The organism is Thioclava sp. JE_KL1 (assembly GCF_009296265.1).
Lineage (GTDB): Bacteria > Pseudomonadota > Alphaproteobacteria > Rhodobacterales > Rhodobacteraceae > Thioclava.
In genome coordinates, this window is record NZ_WBJS01000106.1 from 1 (window position 1) to 424 (window position 424).

The 424-nt window shown below is 42.5% G+C and carries 1 protein-coding gene; it reads left to right on the forward strand.

The genetic code is table 11. From position 1 onward, the window contains the following. The coding region (locus F8R15_RS21130) for a dihydrofolate reductase (RefSeq protein WP_152845895.1) at nucleotides 1-391 on the forward strand (391 nt) is incomplete at its 5' end. Nucleotides 392-424 lie beyond the last annotated feature (33 nt).

The following is a 424-nucleotide window of genomic DNA, read 5'->3' on the forward strand; positions in this document are numbered from 1 at the left end:
AGCTAAGACAGTAGGTAAAACTGTGTTGATGGGGCGTAAGACATTCGAGTCATTAGGTTGCCGACCTTTGCCGAATAGACGTAATCTTATTATCACTCGCAATGCTGACTACATTGCAGAAGGGGCTGAGGTGTACACCTCCATTGAGAAGGCACTGGAGAGTTGCCAGGCGGAAGCAGAAATTGTCATCATGGGGGGCGGCGAGCTTTATAAGCAGATGTTGCCATATGCTAATAAACTTTATGTGACATGGGTGCAGACAAAGGTAGAGGGAGATACCAGTTTTCCAGCATGGGATGATGCAGATTGGTCCGTTCTGGAAAAAGAGTGGCATGACGCAGATGAAAAACATCAATATGCATTTGAATTTGTGACATTAAAAAGAAAATAAAAATATAAATTAAAAAAACAGAGAGAGGTGACA